Genomic DNA, 19,248 nt, shown 5'->3' with positions numbered 1-19,248 from the left:
GAAGTCCCGAGCAGGAAAAAGGTTGTTATTAACTGAATGGTGCGTATTAAATAGTTATAAGTACGACTCAGATAGTGAGTTATTTTCATAAGCATATGAGTAAAGAGCATATGGGCGCAGACAGCAGGGTAATTCTGGATGGCGGCATGGGTCGTGAACTGCAACGCCGCGGGGCGCCGTTCAGGCAGCCCGAGTGGTCGGCGCTGGCCCTGAGCGAAGCACCGCAGGCGGTGGAAGCGGTGCATGCGGCTTATATCGAAAGCGGTGCCGACGTCATCACCAGCAACAGCTACGCGGTGGTGCCGTTCCACATCGGCGAAGCGCGGTTTGCCGCAGAGGGGCAGGCACTGGCGGCCTTGGCCGGCGAGCTGGCGCGGCGTGCGGTACAGGCTTCCGGCAAGCCGGTGCGGGTCACCGGTTCGCTGCCACCGCTATTCGGCTCCTATCGCCCGGATCTGTTCGAGGCCGACCGCGCCGCGGAGCTGCTGGCACCGCTGGTCAACGGCCTGGGCCCGCATGTCGACCTGTGGCTGGCGGAAACCCAGAGTTCCACGGTCGAGGCACGGGCGATCCACGCCGGCCTGCCCAAGGACGGCAAGGCCTTCTGGCTATCGTTCACCTTGCACGATGAGAACCCTGACGAGGTGCCGCGCCTGCGCTCCGGCGAGCCGGTGGCGGACGCGGCGGCGGTGGCCGCCGAACTGGGTGTGGAAACCCTGCTGTTCAATTGCAGCCAGCCGGAAGTGATAGGCGCGGCGATCGACGCGGCGCGGGCAACCTTCGAGCGGTTGGGGGTGAAGATCCATATCGGCGCCTACGCCAACGCCTTCCCGCCGCAACCGAAAGAAGCCACGGCCAACGATGGCCTCGACCCGTTGCGCGAAGACCTCGACCCGCCGGGCTACCTGCAGTGGGCGGCCGACTGGCGGCAACGCGGCGCCAGCCACCTGGGCGGTTGCTGCGGTATCGGGCCGGAGCACATCGCCGTGCTGGCGCAGAAGCTGGCCTGAAAAAGCAGCGCGGGCAATCGAACGCCGACTGGCCGCTCCTACAGATGCGTGTCGTTTAACGCGAACCTGTAGGAGCGAGGCTTGCCCGCGATGACTTTAGGCCAAACCCTGCCCAAGAGCGTTACCCCCGGCAATCCACCAACCCTTTCAACTGCCCCGAGCCACTCTGGTTCTCCTCGCTCAACCAGCGCTCGAACCCCGCGTCGACCTTCGGCCACTCGGAATCGAGGATCGAATACCAGGCGGTATCGCGGTTCTGGCCCTTGACCACCATGTGCTGGCGGAACACCCCCTCGAAGCTGAAGCCCAGGCGTTCGGCCGCATAACGCGAGCGGGCGTTGGCGTTGTTGCACTTCCATTCCAGGCGGCGATAGCCCAGGGCGAAGGCTTCCTTGGCCAGCAGGTACACCGCTTCGGTGCTCTTCGGCGAACGCTGCATGGGCGCGCCGAAGGTGACGTGGCCGATCTCGATGCGGCCGTGGGCCGGGACGATCGACATCAGGCTGAGGATGCCCTGCACCTGGCCGCTGGCCCGGTCGATCACGCTGAAGAAATACGGGTCGCTGCTGGCCGCGTGGTTGTTCAGCCAGTCATTGAAGGCGCTGCGTTCGGTAAAGGGACCGTAGGGCAGGTAGTCCCACAGCTTGGGGTCGGCGCCCGGGCCCTGGAAGGCTTGCCACAGGTCGCCGGCGTGGCGCGCCGGGTCGAGTTTTTCCAGGCGGATGAAGCGCCCTTCGAGCAGGGTGGTGGACGGCGGCGGCACGCCTTGCCAGTCGGCGAGTGAGGTCGGCATGGGAGTCTCCTTGAGCGCTTAAAGGGCTTTGCGAAATTGAATGAAACCGGGGCGCTCGGCGATCCGCTCGTAGAGCTGGATGGCGGTGGCGTTGGTTTCGTGGGTCAGCCAGTGGACCTTGCAGCAGCCGTCGACCTTGGCGGTGGCGTAGACGAACTCGATCAGATGGCGACCGACGCCGGTGCCGCGTTGTTCCGGGATGACCAGCAGGTCCTGCAGGTAGCAGGAGTTCTCGATGCTCCAGTTGGAGCGGTGGTAGATGAAATGCACCATGCCCACCGCCTGCTCGCCGTCCCAGGCCAGGGCGGCGTGGGTCGGCTCGGCGGGATCGAGGAAGCGTTGCCAGGTGCTGCGGGTGACCGCCTCGGCCAGCTCGGTGTCGTAGAAACGCAGGTAGGCCTGCCACAGCGGCAGCCAGGCTGCGTGGTCAGCGGCGGTGACGGGACGAATCTGGATCTGGCTCATGGCTGCTCCTGGCGCATCAGTTGGGAAATGCTCTGGTCATGGGGATCGGCGCTGGCGGCCAATCCGTCGCGCACGCCGTCGATGTCGGCGGCGGTGCGGTTCTGGCTGAGTTTGCGTTTGCCCTCCAGGCGCTGGATCGGCAGGGCGAAGCCGACGATGGCGCGCAGCATGCTGTCCATGAACTCGGCGGGGGCGTCCTCGAATTTCCAGGGGCTGGCGCGGTCGGCTTCATGCTGATTGGTCAGGGCGCTGACCACTTCGCGGATGCGCTGCGGCTCATGGAACACCTCGGCCACGCCATAGGCATGCACGGTCACGTAGTTCCAGGTCGGCACCACCTTGCCGTGTTCGGCCTTGCTCGGGTACAGCGACGGGCTGACGTAGGCCTCGGCGCCCTGGAAGATCAGCAGCGCCTCGGCGCCGCTGGCCAGTTCCTGCCATTGCGGGTTGGCCCTGGCCAGGTGGCCGTAGAGGGTGCCGTACGGGCCTTGGTCCGGGGCGAACAATAGCGGCAGGTGATTGGCCTGCAGGCCGCGTTCCCCGTAGCTCACCAGGGTGGCCAGGCGAGTTTCCCCGATCAGCTGGTGCAGGGTGGGCAGGTCTTCTTCGGCGAAAGCGCGGGGTAGGTACATGGAAAAATATCCTTGGCGAATGGCTGCATCCTAGGCAGGCTATTGGTCTGTTGTAAGAGCCATCTTTGGTCATTTTCATAGATCCATTTGATCGCCCTATCCCGTCGCTCAGAGGGGCAAGCCCATGAACAGCCTGACATTGCCGCTTTCCTTCAACCCCGCCGGTATCGAGCTGGACCGCAGCCAGGGCCTTAGCCGCCAGCTGTACCAGGCGTTGCGCCAGCGGGTGCTGGACGGCCGACTGGCCAGCGGTACGCGCCTGCCGGCCAGCCGCGACCTGGCGGCGGCCCTGGAGATTTCCCGCAACAGCGTGGTGCGCGCCTACGACCAGCTGTACGCCGAAGGTTTTATCGAAGGTCGGGTCGGCGATGGCACCTATGTGGCGCAATTGCCCGAGAGCCGATTGCCGATCAAAAAGGCGGTAAAAAATTTATCCACAAAAATATCCACAGGGTTATCACCAGGCTTACCCACAGGGTTATCCACAAAAAGCGCGAATTTACCTGGGATTACATCCAGTAAAGTTATCCACAGCGAGGCGTTGGAGCGGGTCGAGCAGCATCATCTGTCGACTCCGCAAAGCGGTCCGCCACGGGCTTTCCGGGTGGGGATTCCGGCCTTCGACCTGTTCCCGTTCGAGGTCTGGGCCAAGCTGAATGCGGCTTTCTGGCGCAAGCCGGATCTGGGTCAGCTGTGTTATGGCGATTCGGCCGGCGAAGAGCGTCTGCGCGGATTGATCGCGGCCTACCTGCGCAGTTCGCGCGGCATGCAGTGCAGCGCTGAACAAATTGTGATCACCAGTGGTGCACAACAGGGCATAAGCCTTTGTGCACAGTTGCTGGTGAACCCTGGCGACGGCGTGGCTGTGGAAAACCCCGGCTATCGGGCGGCGGGGCATGCCTTCGCGATTGCCGGCGCGCGCCTGCACGGGGTAGCGGTGGATAACGAGGGCTTCGACTGCGCAGCCCTGGCGAGTCTGAGCGACTGTCGCCTGGCCTATGTCACGCCGTCCCACCAGTACCCCACGGGGGTGACCCTGAGCCTGGCCCGGCGCCTGGAACTGCTGGCCTGGGCCGAGCGCACCAACGGCTGGATAGTCGAGGATGACTATGACGGCGAGTACCGCTACAGCGGGGCACCGCTGGCACCCTTGGCGGCCCTCGACCGGCAGGGCCGGGTGCTGTATGTCGGCACTTTCGGCAAGGTCGCGTTCCCGGCCTTGCGCCTGGGTTACCTGGTGTTGCCGCCGGCGCTGGTGCAGCCCTTCGCCCAGCGCCGGGCGGTGGATGTGCGCCATTCCGAGGTCAGCACCCAGGCGGTGATGGCCGAATTCATGGCCGCCGGGCATTTCCAGCGGCATATCCGGCGCATGCGCCGCGCCGCCTTGAGCCGGCGCGATGCCTTGCTGGCCGGCTGGCCTGTGGATATCCCCGGGGTGGGCACGTTACCGAACGTGGCGGCGGGCCTGCACCTGACGATTCCGGTGGACAGCCTGGCCCGGGAGCAGGAACTGGTGGCGCAGGCCGCGGCGGTGGATGTCGAGATCAATGGCCTGAGCAACTACTGGCTGCCGGATTCGCCGCTGCCACAGGACCCGCGCGCCGGGCTGGTGCTGGGTTTTGCCGCGGTGCCCGAGGCCGCTATCGCCTGTGCCCTGGAGCGTCTGCGTCGGGCCTGGGGCGTGTGACGGCTATACTCGCGGCCATTGTCTTTGCCGAGAACCCTTATGAGCCTGACTCTTTTTGCGGTGCCCGAACGCAAGTCCGGTGTGCCCTTGTTCGCTTTGATCGTGCTGCTGGCCGGCGCTGTATTCCTGCAGGCCCAGGTCGGCTCGCGCCAGGTGTGGCTGTTGCTGCTGGGCGCGGCCCTGGGCCTGACCCTGTATCACGCCGCCTTTGGTTTCACTTCGGCCTGGCGGGTGTTCATCCGCGATCGGCGCGGAGCCGGCCTGCGGGCGCAGATGGTCATGCTGGCGCTGGCGGTGCTGCTGTTCTTCCCGGCCCTGGGCGCAGGGACTCTGTTCGGTTCGCCGGTCACGGGTCTGGTGGCGCCGGCCGGGGTTTCGGTGATTGTCGGTGCGTTCATTTTCGGTATCGGCATGCAGCTGGGCGGCGGTTGTGCGTCCGGCACGCTGTTCACCGTGGGTGGCGGTAATGCGCGGATGCTGGTGACCCTGCTGTTTTTCATCTGCGGCTCGCTGATCGCCACCCACCATGTGGACTGGTGGTTCGCCTTGCCGTCGTTGCCGCCGGTTTCCATCGTGCAGCGTTTCGGTGTGGCGCCGGCGCTGGGGCTCAGCCTGGGTCTGTTCGCCTTGATTGCCCTGGTCACGGTGCGCCTGGAAAAGAACCGCCACGGCGCGCTGGAAGCACCGGTCGACAGCGCGCATCAAGGCTGGCGCCATCTGCTGCGCGGGCCTTGGCCGCTGGTGTGGGGCGCGGTCGCCCTGGCCTTGCTGAACTTCGCCACCCTGGCCCTGGCCGGACGGCCCTGGGGCATCACCTCGGCGTTTGCCCTGTGGGGCGCCAAGGTCGCCAGCGGGCTGGGGGTGGATGCCGGCAGCTGGGTGTTCTGGCAGGGCGCGGCGAACGCCAAGGCCCTGGCCGCGCCGGTGTGGCAGGACATCACCAGCGTGATGGATATCGGCATCGTCTTCGGCGCCTTGCTGGCGGCGGGCCTGGCCGGGCGTTTCGCGCCGAGCCTGAAGATACCCGCGCGTTCGCTGGTGGCGGCGGTGATCGGTGGTTTGCTGCTGGGCTACGGTTCGCGCCTGGCCTACGGTTGCAACATCGGCGCCTATTTCAGCGGCATCGCCTCCGGCAGCCTGCACGGCTGGTTGTGGCTGGTGGCGGCCTTTATCGGCAACGGCGTGGGCGTGCGCCTGCGGCCGTGGTTCTTTGCCGAGGAACGTCAGCCGCAGGGGCTGACGGGGTGTTGAAGCGTCCTTGAGCTTCTAGCTCCTACAGAAGAACCGGTAATCAGGTCCCGGCCTTGATCTTGGTCCAGGCCCGGGTCCGGGCCCGCTCCGCATCGCGGGGCAGCGGCTGCAGGGTGTACAGCGTGCTCATCGCTGCGTCGGTCGGGTACAGGTTGGGGTTGTTGCGGATCGCCGGATCGACCAGCTCGGTGGCGTCCTTGTTCGGGTTCGGGTAGCCGACGAAGTCGCTGACCGGGGCGATCACCTTGGGTTGCAGCAGGTAGTTGATGAAGCCGTAGGCATCGTCCGGGTTCTTCGCGCCTTTGGGGATCGCCAGCATGTCGAACCAGATCGGCGCCCCTTCCTTGGGCAGGCGCATGTCCACCACCACACCGTTCTTGGCTTCCTTGGCGCGGTTGGCGGCCTGGGAGAAGCTGCCGGAGTACCCCACCGCCACGCAGATGTCGCCGTTGGCGATGTTGGCCATGTACTTGGACGAGTGGAAGTAGGTGACGTAGGGGCGGATCTTCAGCAGCAGCGCTTCGGCCTTGGCGTAGTCCGCCGGCTGCTTGCTGTTGGGGTCCAGGCCCAGGTGCTGCAGGGCCAGCGGCAGGATCTCCGACGGCGAGTCGAGCAGGGCCACGCCGCACTGCTTGAGCTTGCTGATGTTCTCTTCCTTGAAGATCAGGTCCCAGCTGTCCACCGGCGCGTTCTCGCCGAGGGCGGCCTTGACCTTGGCTGGGTTGAAGCCGATCAGGATGGTGCCGTACATGTAGGGCACGGCGAACTTATTGCCCGGGTCGTTGGCCTCGATCAGCTTCATCAGCTTGGGATCGAGGTGGTTCCAGTTCGGCAGCTTGCTACGGTCCAGCGACTGGAACACCCCGGCCTCGATCTGCTTGGCGAGGAACACGTTGGACGGCACCACCACGTCGTAGCCGGAGTTGCCGGTCAGCAGCTTGGCCTCCAGCGCCTCGTTGGTGTCGAAGATGTCGTAGACCAGCTTGACCTGGCTGTTCTCGGCCTTGAAGTCTTCCAGGGCCTTGGGGGTGATGTAGTCGAACCAGTTGTAGACGCGCAGGGTGCGTTCTTCGGCCTGTGCGGCACCGCCCAGCAGCGCCGCGCAGAGCGCGGGCGCGATGTAGCTTTTGAGCCTGTTCATGTTGCGGGTTTCCTTCACTGGGCGCTTTGAAAGCCTTCGAGAACGTTCACGGCATTGATGCCGATCTCTTCCACCGCGTAGCCGCCTTCCATGACGAACAGCGTCGGCGTGCCCAGGGCGGCGATGCGTTGCCCCATGGCCAGGTAGTCCGGGCTGTCGAGCTTGAACTGCGAGATCGGGTCGTCCTTGAAGGTGTCCACGCCCAGCGACACCACGACGATGTCGGCGCCATAACGGCGGATTTCCTCGCAGGCCTGTTCCAGCGCCGCGCTCCAGCTGTCCCAGCCACTGCCGGCGGGCAGGGGGTAGTTGAAGTTGAAGCCAACGCCTGCGCCTTCGCCGAGCTCGTCCGCGTAGCCCAGGAAGAACGGGAATTCGGCTTCCGGGTGGCCGTGGATCGAGGTGAACAGCACGTCGTTGCGCGCGTAGAAAATCGACTGGGTGCCGTTGCCGTGGTGGTAGTCGACGTCGAGGATCGCGACCTTCTTGTGGCCCTGGTCGAGGAAGGCCTGGGCGGCGATGGCCGCGTTGTTCAGGTAGCAGTAGCCGCCCATCAGGTCGCCGGCGGCATGGTGTCCCGGCGGACGGCACAGGGCGAAGGCACTGCGCGCGCCGCGCTGGATCACCGCCTGGGCGGTCAGGGCGACTTGCGCGGCACTGTAGGCCGCCTGCCAGGTGCCGGCGGTGATCGGCGCGCCGCCGTCGAAGCTGTAGTAGCCGAGCTGGCCGTGCAGGCTGGTGGGGATCACGCTGCGCAGGGTGCGCGCCGGCCAGGTGTAGGGCAGCAGGTCGCCGTCGATGCCCTGGGCCGCCCAGCGGTCCCAGGCGCCCTTGAAGAAATCCAGGTAGGCGCGGCTGTGGATACGTTCGATCGGCCCCAGGCCGAAGTCCTTGGGCGCCTCGACCGGGCCCAGGTTGCGATATTTCACGCGGTCCAGCACATGATCGGCGCGCGACGGCATTTCGAAGCAGGGCATCAGCTGCCCGTCGATCAGTTCGCAGCGGCCGTGGTGCAGGTGGTGATCGTCCGAGTAGATCGTCAGCATTTCTTGTTCTCCGCAGGCTGGTTCGGTGCTCACAGTCTTGCGGCGCCGGGCCTTTTGGAGAACGGCAGGAGCGGCCAAAAGGGGATCGATATGGCCAAAACCTGTGTCCGAAATTCGCCCCTTGAAACGGCACGGCGCCCCATCGCGGGGCGCCAGCGGGTTCAGCTTGCGGGCGGCGCTTGAGTGAAACGCTGCAGCACCTGAAGCATGTCTTCGCGTTTTTTCCGGGCGAGGATACCCAGTAGCAGGATGCGGCCGTTTTTCTCGCAACGCTGGCCGGCATTCGGATCGGCGCCTTTCTCCAGCAGCAGGGTGAACATGTCCAGGGTCTCCTGCTGGCTGACAGTGGGTGACTTGTCGTCGGCGGAGGTCTTGTCGGCGACGAACGTCAGCAGGCTCTGGCCGCCGGGTTGCTGGTTGGAGCAGGTGCCACGACCGTAGTTCAGGTTGAGATTGGCACCGGCTTCGATCAGTTGCCTCATGGCCGTGTAGTTGTTTCCCCAGAACGCCCGGTACAGTGCGGTTTCGTTGTCATCCACGGTCCGCAGTTCGAGGTTCTGCGGGTGTTGCAGCAGCCAGGTGAAGCCTTCGAGGTTGCGCTTCTGCTCGGCCAGTTGCATCAGCGGGGTGTAGCCCCGGCTGTTTTGCTCGTCGATGGCGACGCCGGCTTCCAGCAGGAACTTCAGGCGCCCGCCCTGGTTCAGGTCAGGGCTGTCCTTGAGGTCGCGCTCCATGGCCTGCAGGGCCAGGGTGGTCCATTTGTACTGGCCGCTGGTATGGGCGCCGTGGGCCAGCAGCAGTCGGGCGATCTCCAGGTTTGGCGCGTCCAGGGCGTGCAGCAGCGCGCTGCGCCCGTCATCGGCCATGACTTCGCCGCTGACGCCGCTGGCCAGCAAGCGCCGGACCTCGGCTTCGTCGCCGGCATCCACGGCGGCCACCAGCGGCCAGAAGCCCTGGCATGCCTGCGGGTTGGCAGATTTCAGGCCCAGGCGCTGAAGTACCCGCGGCGGCACGCTCAGCTGGCGTTGCAGGCGCATGCCGCAATACAGCCGATAGCGTTCGATGGCGCGGCCCTGGTGGATGTTGTCCAGCGGCCGTTGTTCGAACTGGGCCCAGTCCAGGTCGACCAGGTTGAGGTAGGTCGGCATGCGCCCGGGTTCCCGGCGCAGCACCTCCAGCAGCCAGGGGCGGGCGGTTTTCAGCTGGCCGGCCTCGCTGGTCCAGTAGGCGATGTCGTTGAGCAGGCCCGGGTATTCGCTGCGGTCCTGGGCGATGGTGCGAAAGTCATGGGCGGCGAAGAAATCTTCCACCCGGCGAAGGCCTGGCCCTTTGTCCTTGGCTTTGCGCAGTTGCTCGTGGAGTTCGCGGAACCGGGTCCAGACGTCATCCGCCGTGGCCGCTGGCGAATAGGCATTGAAGGTGATCGGGCCCGTGCCGCTGCTGAAGGGCCGGAACCACTGGGGAAAACGCTGCAGGGCGTACAACCACTGTTGCTCGATCTCGCTACCGATCGGTTGCAGCGGGGTGAAATCCATCTGGGTCAGGTCGCGGCGGTGACTGATGGCCAGCATCGGCTGTTGTGGGTAACGTTGGTCGATCAACAGATAACGTTGGCTGAGCTGCCAGTCCGGGCTGATGCAGTTGAAGCTCAAGGGTGTCAGGCTCAGCCCGACTTCGAGTTGATTGCTGGGTGGCCAGTTGTCCGAGACCTGGATCGGGTCGTCCGGCGAGACGCAGGCCCGCAGTTCCTCGGGGCTGAACAGCGGCAAGGGCGGCGATTTGTAGATGCGCTGCTGATACTGCGCGTCCTGATAGGCATTGAGATAAAACAGCCCACGGTACTGGCTGAGCACGATCCGCGCCGGAAGCTGCACAAGGCCGGGCAGGGGGAACGGCTTGATCTGCAGGGTGGCGGTTTCCGGTTCGTCCAGGACAATGCCGCGGGAGACTTGCCACCATTTGATCTTGGCCAGGTCCAGGTCGAATGCCTGGGCGGCGGGTGCGACAGCGAGCATCAGCAGCGTCAGGCAGATCCCGTAAAAGCGGTTGTGCCTGGCAACAGCGCCTGTAAAGAGTTTCAAGATTGCAGTCCCTTGCCGGTATGAAAGGCCGGCAATGTAATGCAATCGGCGGCTTTATGCCGGGGTTTGTGTCAGGGCCGGAACTGGCTGGGGGCGACGCCGCTCCAGCGCACGAAGGCATGGCGGAAGCTCGCGGTTTCGCTGAAGCCCAGGGCCTCGGCGATGCGGTAGATCGGCAGGTCGTCCTCGCAGAGCATCTGCTTGGCCCGCTCGAAACGCAGCTCGTCGAGCAGTTCCTGATAGCTGCAACCCAGGTCCTTGAGGTGCCGGCGCAGGGTGCGGGCCGAGCAGTTCATCTGTTCGGCCAGGCCTTCCAGGCCCGGCGCGGCGTCCAGTTGCGCCGCCAGCAGTTGGCGGATGCGCCCCAGCCAGGCCTGGCGCCCGGTGAATTCGGTGTTCTGCTTGCGGCAGCGTTCGGCCATGGCCTGGTGGGTGATGGCGTCCGCCAGGGGCAGCGGCTGCTCGAGCCAGCGCCGGTCGAAGGCGAAGGCGTTGGAGACCGCATCGAATTGCAACGGGCAGTCGAAGCGCTCGGCGTAGCGGCGCTGGTAATCGGGCGCGGGGTAGTCGAAGCGGGCGCCGCGCAAGGGCAGCGGATGGCCCAGCAGGTCGTCGCAGATGACTTTCATCGACACCAGGCAGAACTCGATATTGAAGGTCGCCAGCGCCGGGTTCTCGCGGTAATCCGCGGCGGTCAGCCAGATCAGCTCGCCGTCTGCTTCCAGGCTCAGCTCGAAAAGTGTTCCCAACAGCGCCGGATAACGCAGCGCCAGGCGCAAAGCGTCACCTAAGGTGGCACTGGTGAGCAGGGCATAACCGAGCATGCCGTAGCTGGAAACGTGCATGCGCCGGCCCAGTTCCAGGCCGATATCCCGTTGCAGGGCCACGGCGTTGGCGCACACCAGCATTTCCTGGTTGGTGGTGATGCGGGTGTCGGCGCGGCTCAGGTCGGCGGCGTTGATGCCGCTGCCAGCCAGCAGCGCGTCGCTGTCCTGGCCCTGGTCCTTGAAGGTATTGAGCACCAGCGAGACGGCGTTGAGGGTGGTGAGGTGGGAATGCAGCATGTCCGTTTCCAGCCCGGGGGATGCTGAAAACGGAGCAATTTGTATGCCGCGCTGCGTGATCTTCTGTAGGAGCGAAGCTTGCTCGCGATGAATTCCAACGACGCTGCGGTGTGACTGTTGGACCGCCGCTTTGCGGCTATCGCGGGCAATCGAGCGTCGACCGGCCGCTCCCACAGAGGAACGCGTATTTCTGTAGGAGCGAGGGGAAGGGTCAGCTCAGTTCACCACACAGGTCCAGCTCCACCAGGCGCCGCACTTCGGCGGTGTCCAGGCCGGCGCCGAGCAGGGCGTTGAGCTTGCCGAACGCCGCTTCGCGGGTCATGCCGCCGCCGGACAGCACGCCGACGCCGCGCAGGCGGCTGCCGGCTTCGTAGATGTCCAGCTCCACGCCGCCTTCATGGCATTGGGTGATGGCCACGACCACGATGCCCTGTTCCCGGGCGCGTTGCAGGCTGGCCAGGAACTGCGGGTTGTCGCTCGGCCCGGTGCCGCTGCCGAAGCACTCCAGCACCAGCGCCTGGATGCCGCTGCCCAGCAGGGCGTCGAGCTGTTCGGCGGCGATCCCCGGCACCAGCGGCAATACGCCGACCTTGGCCAGTTGCTTGCCCTGGCGGTAATCCAGCTGCGGTGGAATCGACGTCGCCTTGGCTGCGCCGCCTTGGCGCTGCAAGGCCGCGAACGGATGACGGCCGAAGCTGCGGATTTTCGCGCAGCGGGTCGGCGCCAGCAGTTCGCCGTGGAAGTACAGGTGCACGCCCGGGGCCAGGCCCTGGCCGAGGGCGACCAGTGCGCCGCCGAGGTTTTCCCAGGCATCGCTGTCGGTCACGCCGGCCGGCAGCATCGAGCCGGTGAACACCACGCGGGCGTGCAGGCCAAGCAGTTGGAAGCTCATGGCCGCGGCGCTGTAGGCCAGGGTGTCGGTGCCGTGCAGGATCAGCACGCTGTCGCAGCCCTCGTCGACCGCATCGACCACGGCTTCGCGCAGGCGCTGCCAGTAGGCGGGGGTCATGTTGGCGCTGTCGATCAGCGGCGCCATCTCGCGAAAGCGCCAGTTGGGCACCACCAGCTCGGGCTGGCTGTGCAGATATTCGTGCATCCGCGCCTCGAAACCCGAGGCCGGGGCCAGGCCATGGGCGCTGGCCTGCATGCCGATGGTGCCGCCGGTGTAGAGCACCATGACGTTCTGCGCGGCAGGGTAGGTGTTGGCATTCATTGGGGAGTCTCCGGAACGATGACAGCGTGCGGTCGAGCATGACGCCGACCGCAGGGTGTGTCACGTCGGGCGCGAGGCATCGCGCCCGACTCTGACCGATCAGCGTTGCGCTGCGGGAATGCCTTGCGGCTGAGCGTCAGCCTTGACAGCAACCGACGGGCTGGTCGGCCAGGCCTTCAGGTCCAGGTCCAGATCGGTAAATTTGCTGGAGTCGAACACAGGCTGGTTGACGCCGGCGCGGCGCTGCTCGTCGTAGTCGCGCATTACGCGCAGGCCGACCTTGAACAGCATGGCCAGGGCTACCAGGTTGACGAAGGCCAGGCAGGTCATGGTGATGTCGGCGAAGGCGAACACGGTCGAAAGGTCCTGCATCGAACCCCAGACCACCAGCGCCAGCACCAGGCCGCGGAAAGTCATCAGCGCAGCGCGGTTGCGGGTGAGGAACTGCAGGCTGTTCTCGCCCAGGTAGTAGTTGTAGAGGATGCAAGTGAAGACGAACAGCGACAGTGCGACGCTGACGAACATGCGGCCCCAGTCACCGACCACGGCGGCCAGCGAGTTCTGGGTCAGGACGATGCCGTCACCTTCGAAGCCCGGGGTGTAGAAGCCCGACAGCAGGATCAGCAGCGCGGTGCAGGTGCAGATCACGAAGGTGTCGAGGAACACGCTGAAGGCCTGGACCACACCTTGGGCGCCGGGGTGCTTCACGGCGGCCACGGCGGCGACGTTCGGCGCACTGCCCAGGCCCGCTTCGTTGGCGAACACACCACGCTTCACGCCCATGATGATGGCGCTGCCGAGCAGGCCGCCGAAGGCCGGGTCGAGACCGAAGGCGCTCTTGAAGATGGTTTCCAGCATGGCTGGCACGTGTTCGATCTGGGTGCCGATCACGTACAGGGTCACGCCGATATAGGCCAGGGTCTTGATCGGTACCAACAGGTCGGACACCGAGGCGATGCGCTTGATGCCGCCGATGAAGGTGATGGCCAGCAGCACTGCCAGGACGATACCGGTGTGTTGCGGGTCAAAAGCAAAGGCGTTCTGCAGCGAGTGGGTCACGGTGTAGGACTGCAGGCCAATGAAGGCGAAGCCGTAGGTGACCAGCAGCAGGATCGAGAACACCACCGCCATGCCTTTGAGCTTGAGGCCGTGCTGGATGTAGTAAGCCGGGCCGCCACGGTACAGGCCGTCGCCATCGGCGCGCTTGTAGACCTGGGCCAGGGTGCATTCGAAGAAGCTGCTGGACATGCCGACCAGTGCGGTCACCCACATCCAGAACACCGCACCCGGACCACCGAGGGTCACGGCGATGCCGACCCCGGCGATGTTGCCTGCACCGACGCGGCCGGCAAGGCTGAGCATCAGGGCCTGGAACGAGCTGAGTTGTCCGGCGCTGCCTTTGAGGCTGTCGCGGAACACCGCGAACATGTGGAAGAAGTGGCGCAATTGAACGAAACGCGAGCGGATCGTGAAGTAGCTACCGAGCCCGACAATGAGCACGATCAGTACTTTCCCTGAGAGGAAGTCGTTGATGACTTCGAGCATGGAGTATTCCTCGCTGTTTTTTGTAAAGGCAGAAGCTGGGTGGTCCGAAATATCGCGTTACACACCGTCGCGCAGGCAGCACGACAGGTGGGGCGAGTGTTCGTCCCGGTTCCAATTCGCGGGTTGTTATTAGTTCGGGTTCCCCGTGAGGTTGAGCCTCATTACCGACGGCTGCCCACGTGAAGAGGGGGCGCACTATACCGGTGCGCGCGCCCGCCGTCTGCATGTTGCGCGTCGAGCCGAGGAACGGCAGGCGGGGAAAGGGGCTGAATCGGTTCTTGCGCGAGCGCCTCGGCGCGCTTTGCGCAGGCGCGGCCGATGGGCTGGGATGGGCGTCAACGATGACGCGGCGGGGCTGGTGAAGCGCCGCTTTGCGGCTATCGCGAGTCTGCGAAGCGATTGCAAAACCTGCCGGCGCGATTCGGCCGATGTGCTGCAACGCCTGGATTACGGTCCCTACGGTACCGATCGCAGCCTCGCAAGCTCGGCAGCGGCTACGCAACGGTTACATACCGTTCATACAGCCTGTGCCTGGCAACGATTACGTAGCGATTACGTAACAGTTACATAGCTATTACGTAGCGGACTGGAGATCCAGCACCAGGCGCCGGCTCTTACAGCCGAAAACGCAGGCAGATGTTGGTTTATTAGGGGAAAAAAGAGGCCTTGAGGACGTTTATGGTCCTCAAGGAAAGTACCTGCAAGTGGGATCAGATCGACTCGGGGGTTACCGGGCATTTGCTCAAGAACTGTTGCAGTCCTTGTTGATACTCCTGGGGCCGCATGAGGTCGCTGTGCTTGGCGATGCGATAGGCCAGGCCCTTATGTTCCAGCTCGACGCAGGCCACGGCATAGAAGTCGGGAGTTTCCCGCAGGTGCACGATCTGCTCCCAGGCCAGCGCACTTTTGCCTCCCTTGGCATTGCTCAACGTAAAGTCTTGGTCGTCGAAGGTCAGGCAATAAGTGCCTTCGGCGGCCTTCAGGGGCGCGCGCAACCTGGACTCGATCAAGCGTTGATTCAGCCCACGCAACGATGCGCGCGGCTTGGTCTGGTTGGCGGCGATACGGGTTTGCAGGTGCTGGAGCCAGCGCCCGGAATAGCGCCACCAGAGCGGGATGAAGATCAGCGCGAACAGCATCAGGGCGACGACCTTCTCTGGCGTGAAGCGCCGCTCGGGGAAATAGATCGCCAGGACGGCGGCGACCAGGCACAGGACGAGCATCAGGGGGCCGAGCAGGCGGCTCTGCCAGTGGGCGACGCGGCCCATGATCCGCGCCTGCTGCTGATCGTGCTTGAGCATTTCCTGCCGCAGCTTTTCGGCGAGCCTGATTTCGGTGTGGGCGGGAGTGATGCTGAACAGCAGTTCCATGGGGCTGATTCCGATGTCCATGTTCGGTTAAGGGCGGCAGTCTAGCGGTTTGGGCAAAGCCCGGCCGCTCGCCGCTCAGGCTGGAAACTGCCATACATGCTGTTCCACCCACTCGAACAGGCGCTCGTCGAGTTGCGGTCGGTAGCGGTTGTAGGCGTCCTGGTGGCTGTTGAAGAGCGGATCCTGATTGACTCGTACGGCCAGCGCGCTAGGGCTGTCGCTCCCGGCATGGCTCGCCCTCAGGTGTTTCTGTCGCTGATCGGCCTGTTCCAGGGTGTCCGCCAGGGCGTCCAGTCGCAGGTGCCGGAATTGGGCGATGGCCTGGGGCAGGTGAAAGTGCAGGGCGCTGTCAAAGCCTTCCCAGCCCTCAAAGGCCAGCCACTCGTGGAGCACCATGAAACAGCGCGGCGCCGGTGCCAGCCGTTCCAGCTGCTCGAAGGCCAGCCAGTACTGTCGTTGTAGTTGCTCGGCGACTTCTATGGCCTGGGCGATCAGGTCCAGGGCCCGGCCCTTGTCTCGATGATGTTTGCGCAGGATGCGTTGGGTCAGGGTGAAGCGCGCCTCTTCAATAGCGCTCAAGGCGCGGCCCAGGTCATAGTCGGCGTTGTGCAGCGGCTCCCGGACTTGCTCCAGAGGCAGCCCGGACTTGCTCGCCAGCACTTGCAGCAGCTCGTTCTTGTAGTGCTCGGCGGCCTGCTGGGGGTTGCCTGCACAGCGTTCGAGCAAGGCCTGGGCATGGCGCAGGCTTACGGGGATCAAGCTGCGCAGTTGCTGTATCGCCTGGATTTGCGTCGGGTCCATCGACGGCGTGCCTCGGTGTCTGATTGGGCGGGAGGCCGATTATCCTCCGCGTCGGGGGAGTGTGCTTGTTTAAAGCGAGTGGTTTGCCAGGCAGATTGTGCTGTCAGGTTTTGCGGCCCCTGCGACGGAGTGCCGCCCAGAGCGATCGCAGCCTCGCGGGCTCGGCAGTGGCTACGGGCCAATGTCGATCCAGGATCGATGGTGTCGTGGGTAGTGATCGGTCGGAGGGATGCGGCGATCTTAATGCTGATGAAGTGCGTTGGTGTAGCCGCTGCCGCAGGCTGCGATCGGCCGCGAAGCGGGCGTGGCGATTTCAAGGACGAAGAGCGTCGATGGGAAAACGGCAGGCCGTTTCCAGCAGGCAAAAAAAGGGCTTGGAGAAGAACTCCAAGCCCTCAAAAGGTGAGAGGTGTCTAGTCCCTCGACCTGGTGAGCGGTGCCCTGTCGCCAGGGCGGGCGTTGGTCAGGCTTTGAGCGGGACCAGACGCGGGGCAATCATGTTTTCCGGGCGCAGGATGTCGGCGAGCATGGCGTCGTCGAGCAAGCCTTCTTCGCGCACCAGTTCCAGTACGCCGCGGCCGCTTTCCAGGGCGATGCGGGCGATACGGGTGGCGTTTTCATAGCCGATGTACGGGTTCAGCGCGGTGACCAGGCCGATCGAATGCTCGACCAGTTCGCGGCAGCGCTGCTCGTTGGCGGTGATGCCGGTGATGCAGTGCTCGCGCAGCATGTCCATGGCGCGTTGCAGCAGGCGGATCGAGTCGAAGATCTTGAAGGCGATCAGCGGCTCCATCACGTTCAGTTGCAGCTGGCCGCCTTCGGCCGCGATGGTCAGGGCCAGGTCGTTGCCGATGATCTGGAACGCCACCTGGTTGACCGCTTCCGGGATCACCGGGTTGACCTTGCCGGGCATGATCGAGCTGCCTGGCTGACGCGCTGGCAGGTTGATTTCGTTGATCCCGGTGCGTGGGCCGCTGGATAGCAGGCGCAGGTCGTTGCAGATCTTCGACAGCTTGACCGCGGTGCGCTTGAGCATGCCGGAGAACAGCACGAAGGCGCCCATGTCGGAGGTGGCTTCGATCAGGTCGGCGGCCGGTACCAGCGGCTGGCCGCTGATGGTGGCCAGGCGCTGAACGGCAAGGGCCTGGTAACGCGGGTCGGCGTTGATGCCGGTACCGATGGCGGTACCGCCCAGGTTCACTTCGGTCAGCACCTCAGGCGCCAGAGTCTTCAGGCGGGCCAGGTCTTCGCTCAGGGTGGTGGCGAAGGCACGGAACTCCTGGCCCAGGGTCATTGGCACGGCGTCTTGCAGCTGGGTACGGCCCATCTTCAGGACGTGGCTGAATTCTTCACCCTTGGCGGCGAACGACTGGATCAGGCTGTCGAGGCTGGCCAGCAGCGCGTCGTGGCCCAGCAGCAGACCCAGGCGGATCGCGGTCGGGTAGGCGTCGTTGGTCGACTGCGCCATGTTCACGTCGTTGTTCGGGTGTAGGTACTGGTATTCGCCCTTGCTGTGGCCCATGGCCTCCAGCGCGATGTTGGCGATGACTTCGTTGGCATTCATGTTGGTCGAAGTGCCAGCGCCGCCTTGAATCATGTCCACCACGAACTCTTCGTGGAAATCGCCGCGGATCAGACGGGCACAGGCTTCGCTGATGGCAGCGTGCTTGGCTTCGCTCAGGTGACCCAGCTCGCGGTTGGCGTCAGCAGCTGCCTGCTTGACCATTGCCAGGGCCACGACCAGTTTTGGGTAGTGCGAAATCGGAACACCGGAGAGGCGGAAGTTGTTCACCGCTCGCAGGGTCTGGATGCCGTAATACGCTTGGGCAGGTACTTCGAGTACGCCAAGCAGGTCTTTTTCTGTGCGGAAAGATGCAGCGGAGGACATGATAGAAATCATCTCGATATGGACCCGGTCTGTGCCGGAACGCTGCGAATCCTAGGCCTGTGGGGAAATTTGGGCCAATGCTGTTAAACACTGGCCTATGCATAAACGGCATAATGCCCGTGTGACGCCGCTTGCGTGGCAAGCGTGTGACCTAAAATGGTGCGTTCCCCGGGAGGACGTGATGAATCTGGAAAGCAAATGGCTCGAGGACTTCAGTGCCCTGGCCGCCACCCGCAGCTTCTCGCAGGCCGCCGAACGGCGCTTCGTGACCCAGCCGGCCTTCAGTCGGCGGATCCGCAGCCTGGAAGCGGCGCTGGGGCTGACCCTGGTCAACCGCTCGCGCACGCCGATCGAACTGACGGCGGCGGGGCAGCTGTTCCTGGTGACCGCGCGCACGGTGGTCGAGCAACTGGGCGAAGTGCTGCGGCACTTGCATCACCTCGAAGGCGGGCAGGGCGAAGTGATGCAGGTCGCCGCGGCGCACTCCCTGGCCCTGGGCTTCTTCCCGCGCTGGATCGCCCAGCTGCGTAACGAAGGCTTGAACATCGCCACGCGGCTGGTGGCGACCAACGTCGGCGACGCCGTGCATGCCCTGCGCGAAGGCGGCTGCGACCTGATGCTGGCTTTCTACGACCCGGATTCGGCGATGCAGATGGACCCGGAAATCTTTCCTTCGCTGCACCTGGGGCAGACCGAAATGATGCCGGTGTGCGCGGCGGATGCCACCGGCAAGCCGTTGTTCGACCTGGAAGGCGAGGCCAGCGTGCCGCTGCTGGCGTACAGCGCCGGGGCGTTTCTCGGGCGTTCGGTGAACCAGCTGCTGCGCCAGCGCAACCTGCGCTTTACCACGGTCTATGAAACGGCCATGGCCGACAGCCTCAAGAGCATGGCCCTGGAAGGCCTGGGGATTGCCTGGGTGCCGCACTTGAGCGTGCGCGCCGAACTGGCCCGCGGCGAACTGGTGGTCTGCGGCGGCGCGCAATGGCATGTGCCGCTGGAGATCCGCCTGTACCGCTGCGCCCTGGTGCGCAAGGCCAACGTCCGATTGCTGTGGCGCAAGCTGGAAGGCGGTGCGGCTCAGGGTACAGGCAACACCTGACCTGTAGCCGCTGCCGAAGGCTGCGCTCGGCGCCGCAGGGGCCGCAAAACCTGGCGACGCGGTCTGTCTGAAGGATTGGGAATACCGCCTTTGCGCCGGCTTCGCCGTCGATCGCAGCCTGCGGCAGCGGCTACAGGAATCTGGCAACGATCCTGGCCCATG

Annotated in this window: 16 protein-coding genes; 4 read left to right on the top strand and 12 right to left on the bottom strand. The window is 64.7% G+C overall.

Annotation, left to right across the window (positions count from 1 at the left end):
- Positions 1 to 110 precede the first annotated feature (110 nt).
- On the top strand, positions 111 to 1,010 hold the full coding sequence (locus H0I86_RS31140; RefSeq protein WP_180923308.1) for a homocysteine S-methyltransferase family protein: 900 nt from the start codon (positions 111 to 113) through the stop codon (positions 1,008 to 1,010).
- Positions 1,011 to 1,131: 121 nt separating this feature from the next.
- Here the strand turns inward: H0I86_RS31140 and H0I86_RS31135 are convergent, their stop codons facing one another.
- The 3 genes from H0I86_RS31135 to H0I86_RS31125 are packed head-to-tail and all read right to left on the bottom strand — an operon-like array spanning position 1,132 to position 2,900.
- Positions 1,132 to 1,803 carry a GNAT family N-acetyltransferase gene (locus tag H0I86_RS31135; protein WP_180923307.1) on the bottom strand — a complete coding sequence of 224 codons (672 nt, stop codon included), beginning with the start codon at positions 1,801 to 1,803 and terminating at the stop codon, positions 1,132 to 1,134.
- A gap of 18 nt (positions 1,804 to 1,821) precedes the next feature.
- Complete coding sequence (locus H0I86_RS31130; RefSeq protein WP_180923306.1) at positions 1,822 to 2,268, bottom strand: GNAT family N-acetyltransferase; 447 nt, start codon at positions 2,266 to 2,268, stop codon at positions 1,822 to 1,824.
- Entirely contained in the window at positions 2,265 to 2,900 is a 636-nt protein-coding gene (locus tag H0I86_RS31125) for an FMN-binding negative transcriptional regulator (RefSeq protein ID WP_180923305.1), read from the bottom strand. Before H0I86_RS31125 ends, H0I86_RS31130 begins: the two co-directional genes overlap by 4 nt.
- A gap of 124 nt (positions 2,901 to 3,024) precedes the next feature.
- Here H0I86_RS31125 and pdxR point away from each other — a divergent pair, with 124 nt between their 5' ends.
- Positions 3,025 to 4,587 carry a MocR-like pyridoxine biosynthesis transcription factor PdxR gene (gene pdxR, locus H0I86_RS31120; RefSeq protein ID WP_180923304.1) on the top strand — a complete coding sequence of 521 codons (1,563 nt, stop codon included), beginning with the start codon at positions 3,025 to 3,027 and terminating at the stop codon, positions 4,585 to 4,587.
- Positions 4,588 to 4,626: 39 nt separating this feature from the next.
- Positions 4,627 to 5,838, top strand: coding sequence for a YeeE/YedE family protein (locus H0I86_RS31115; protein ID WP_180923303.1), 1,212 nt, complete (start codon positions 4,627 to 4,629; stop codon positions 5,836 to 5,838).
- Positions 5,839 to 5,878: 40 nt separating this feature from the next.
- Here the strand turns inward: H0I86_RS31115 and H0I86_RS31110 are convergent, their stop codons facing one another.
- The 9 genes from H0I86_RS31110 to aspA all read right to left on the bottom strand — a co-directional run bounded on the left by H0I86_RS31110 (position 5,879) and on the right by aspA (position 17,987).
- Positions 5,879 to 6,979 carry a polyamine ABC transporter substrate-binding protein gene (locus tag H0I86_RS31110; protein ID WP_180923302.1) on the bottom strand — a complete coding sequence of 367 codons (1,101 nt, stop codon included), beginning with the start codon at positions 6,977 to 6,979 and terminating at the stop codon, positions 5,879 to 5,881.
- A gap of 14 nt (positions 6,980 to 6,993) precedes the next feature.
- Complete coding sequence (locus tag H0I86_RS31105) at positions 6,994 to 8,025, bottom strand: histone deacetylase family protein (RefSeq protein WP_180923301.1); 1,032 nt, start codon at positions 8,023 to 8,025, stop codon at positions 6,994 to 6,996.
- Between the two features lie 161 nt (positions 8,026 to 8,186).
- Positions 8,187 to 10,106, bottom strand: a complete 1,920-nt coding sequence (locus tag H0I86_RS31100) for an ankyrin repeat domain-containing protein (RefSeq protein ID WP_180923300.1) — start codon at positions 10,104 to 10,106, stop codon at positions 8,187 to 8,189.
- 71 nt (positions 10,107 to 10,177) lie between these two features.
- Complete coding sequence (locus H0I86_RS31095; RefSeq protein WP_180923299.1) at positions 10,178 to 11,170, bottom strand: AraC family transcriptional regulator; 993 nt, start codon at positions 11,168 to 11,170, stop codon at positions 10,178 to 10,180.
- A 211-nt stretch (positions 11,171 to 11,381) separates the two neighbouring features.
- A complete protein-coding gene (locus tag H0I86_RS31090) occupies positions 11,382 to 12,383 on the bottom strand; it encodes an asparaginase (protein WP_180923298.1) in 1,002 nt (333 codons plus the stop codon).
- 99 nt (positions 12,384 to 12,482) lie between these two features.
- Complete coding sequence (locus H0I86_RS31085) at positions 12,483 to 13,928, bottom strand: alanine/glycine:cation symporter family protein (protein WP_180923297.1); 1,446 nt, start codon at positions 13,926 to 13,928, stop codon at positions 12,483 to 12,485.
- 710 nt (positions 13,929 to 14,638) lie between these two features.
- Complete coding sequence (locus H0I86_RS31080; RefSeq protein ID WP_180923296.1) at positions 14,639 to 15,298, bottom strand: hypothetical protein; 660 nt, start codon at positions 15,296 to 15,298, stop codon at positions 14,639 to 14,641.
- Positions 15,299 to 15,373: 75 nt separating this feature from the next.
- Positions 15,374 to 16,099, bottom strand: a complete 726-nt coding sequence (locus tag H0I86_RS31075) for a hypothetical protein (protein ID WP_180923295.1) — start codon at positions 16,097 to 16,099, stop codon at positions 15,374 to 15,376.
- Between the two features lie 463 nt (positions 16,100 to 16,562).
- Positions 16,563 to 17,987 carry an aspartate ammonia-lyase gene (gene aspA / locus H0I86_RS31070; protein WP_007928510.1) on the bottom strand — a complete coding sequence of 475 codons (1,425 nt, stop codon included), beginning with the start codon at positions 17,985 to 17,987 and terminating at the stop codon, positions 16,563 to 16,565.
- A 181-nt stretch (positions 17,988 to 18,168) separates the two neighbouring features.
- On the opposite strand from aspA, the gene H0I86_RS31065 reads away from it, so the two are divergent.
- Positions 18,169 to 19,086 carry a LysR substrate-binding domain-containing protein gene (locus H0I86_RS31065; protein WP_180923294.1) on the top strand — a complete coding sequence of 306 codons (918 nt, stop codon included), beginning with the start codon at positions 18,169 to 18,171 and terminating at the stop codon, positions 19,084 to 19,086.
- Positions 19,087 to 19,248: the final 162 nt, after the last annotated feature.

The sequence above is a fragment of the Pseudomonas chlororaphis subsp. aurantiaca genome, assembly GCF_013466605.1.
GTDB lineage: Bacteria > Pseudomonadota > Gammaproteobacteria > Pseudomonadales > Pseudomonadaceae > Aquipseudomonas > Aquipseudomonas chlororaphis_I.
Note: the sequence above shows the minus strand (reverse complement) of the source record. Positions and strands in the feature narration are given on the sequence as shown.